Origin of the sequence: uncultured Oscillibacter sp., from assembly GCF_910587525.1 — a bacterium.
In the GTDB taxonomy this organism is placed as follows: domain Bacteria; phylum Bacillota; class Clostridia; order Oscillospirales; family Oscillospiraceae; genus Oscillibacter.
In genome coordinates this window covers 1-2002 of the sequence record NZ_CAJULS010000241.1, presented here as the reverse complement: position 1 = coordinate 2002, position 2002 = coordinate 1, and the positions used below count along the sequence as shown (strand labels likewise).

Genomic DNA, 2002 nt, shown 5'->3' with positions numbered 1-2002 from the left:
GGGACCGCATCGTCCGGCCCGAGCAGCTGATGAGCGCCGCCATCTCCGCCTTCCGAACCCTCACCGACCCCGCCAACACCGGCGCGGTGTGCCTGGCCTTGCCCCAGGACGTGGAGGGCGAGGCCTACGACTATCCCGTGAGCTTCTTCAAAAAGCGCATCTGGCGTCTGGAGCGCCGCCCCGCCACTGAGGCCGCCCTGGCCGAGGCCGCGGAGGCCGTCAGGGCCGCCAGGAAGCCCATGCTGATCTGCGGCGGCGGCGTGCGGTACTCCGAGGCCCACACCGAGTTCCGGCACTTTGCCGAGACCCTGGGCATTCCCTTTGCCGAGACCCAGGCGGGCAAGAGCGCCATTGAGTGGACCCATCCCCTGAACCTGGGCGGCGTGGGCGTCACCGGCTGCTCCGCCGCCAACGACATCGCCAAGGAGGCAGATCTGGTCATCGGCGTGGGCACCCGCTATACCGACTTCACCACCTCCTCCAAGTGGCTGTGGAGCGGCGCGTGCAAATTTGTCAACATCAACGTCTCCGAGTTCCAGAGCCTGAAGATGGAGGCCATTCCTGTGGTGGCCGATGCCAAGGACGCCCTGCCGAGGCTGGAAAAGCTTCTGGCCGGCTACAAACCCGCCTATGCCGGCGAGATCGAGGCCGCCCGGAAGAAGTGGGCCGAGGAGCTGGACCGCCTGGACAGCTTCGCCTTTGCCGACACTGCCGACTGGAAGCCCATCATCAACGATGCCAACGCGGACTCCGCCAAGCGCTTTGCCAAGGATCTGAATGCCGGTCTGACCCAGACCTCCGTTTTGGGCGCTATCAACGCCATGATGGCGGACACGGACGTGGCCATCGGCGCGGCGGGCTCCCTGCCCGGCGACATGCAGCGCATGTGGCGCCCCCGGGCCCAGGACACCTATAACATGGAGTACGGCTACTCCACCATGGGCTATGAGGTGGCTGGCGCCCTGGGCGTGAAGCTGGCCATCGGAGCGGACCGGGAAGTCTACGCCTTCTGCGGCGACGGCAGCTTCAATATGCTCCACGGCGAGCTGGTGACGGCCATGCAGGAGCGCCAGAAGATCAACATCTGCCTGTTCGACAACGCCAGCTTTGGCTGCATCAACAACCTCCAGGTGGGCCACGGCAACAAGACGCTGTGCACGGAGCTGCGCTACCGCAGCGAAGAGGGGCTCTTCGGCGACTTTATGAGCATCGACTACGCCAAGGTGGCGGAGGGTTACGGTTGCAAGGGCTACACCGTCCGCACCATGGAGGAGCTGAAGGCCGCCTTTGAGGACGCCAAAACCGTCAAAGACCGCCCCGTGCTCTTTGACATCAAGGTCCTGCCCAAGACCATGACCGACGGCTACGGCTCCTGGTGGCGCGTAGGCGACACAGAGGTCTCTGAGCGGCCGGAAAACATCGCCGCCTACCAGGACCACCTGGCCCATGTGAAGGACGCCCGGAAATACTAAGTGGTGGACCGCCCCTTCTGCGGCGCGGAAATGGAAAACGGTGTGCCGCAGAGCACGCACGGAATCCACTACTATCAAGAACCCTGTTTCACCGGCGTGCCGTTCAATTTTAAAGCCAGGAACGAGGCGCTCGGGCAATCGAACGGACTGTTTCAGCCCCTGTTTATCACGGTTTCCCGGTGTCCCACCTGTAGAAAAACTATCTTTGACTACTAAAAAGAAAGGTTGATTTATCATGGATCAGGTTTTGAAAATCGGTATCATCGGCTGCGGCGCCATCGGCAAGGACCACTGCCGCCGCATCATCGACACTGTCCCCGGCGCCACTGTGGTGGCCGTCAGCGACTATGTGGCCGCCGCCGCTGACGACACCGCCGCCAAGTACGGCATCAAGTCCTACGGCAGCGACTGCGATGGCATGATTAAGGACCCCGAGGTGGAAGCTGTGGTCATCACCTCCATTGACCCCACCCATCACGACTACGTCATGAAGACCCTGGCGGAGGAGAAGTGGTGCTTCTGCGAAAAGC

General features: G+C 62.8%; 3 protein-coding genes. All 3 read left to right on the top strand.

Features of this window, described 5'->3' with window-relative positions:
* Positions 1-1472: thiamine pyrophosphate-dependent enzyme (locus tag QZ326_RS13035; protein ID WP_295746047.1), on the top strand; the 1472-nt coding region annotated here is incomplete at its 5' end.
* Positions 1473-1688: a PF20097 family protein gene (locus QZ326_RS13470; protein WP_365329346.1), complete on the top strand. Its 216-nt coding sequence runs from the start codon at positions 1473-1475 to the stop codon at positions 1686-1688.
* Between the two features lie 19 nt (positions 1689-1707).
* The coding region (locus QZ326_RS13030) for a Gfo/Idh/MocA family oxidoreductase (RefSeq protein ID WP_295746043.1) at positions 1708-2002 on the top strand (295 nt) is incomplete at its 3' end.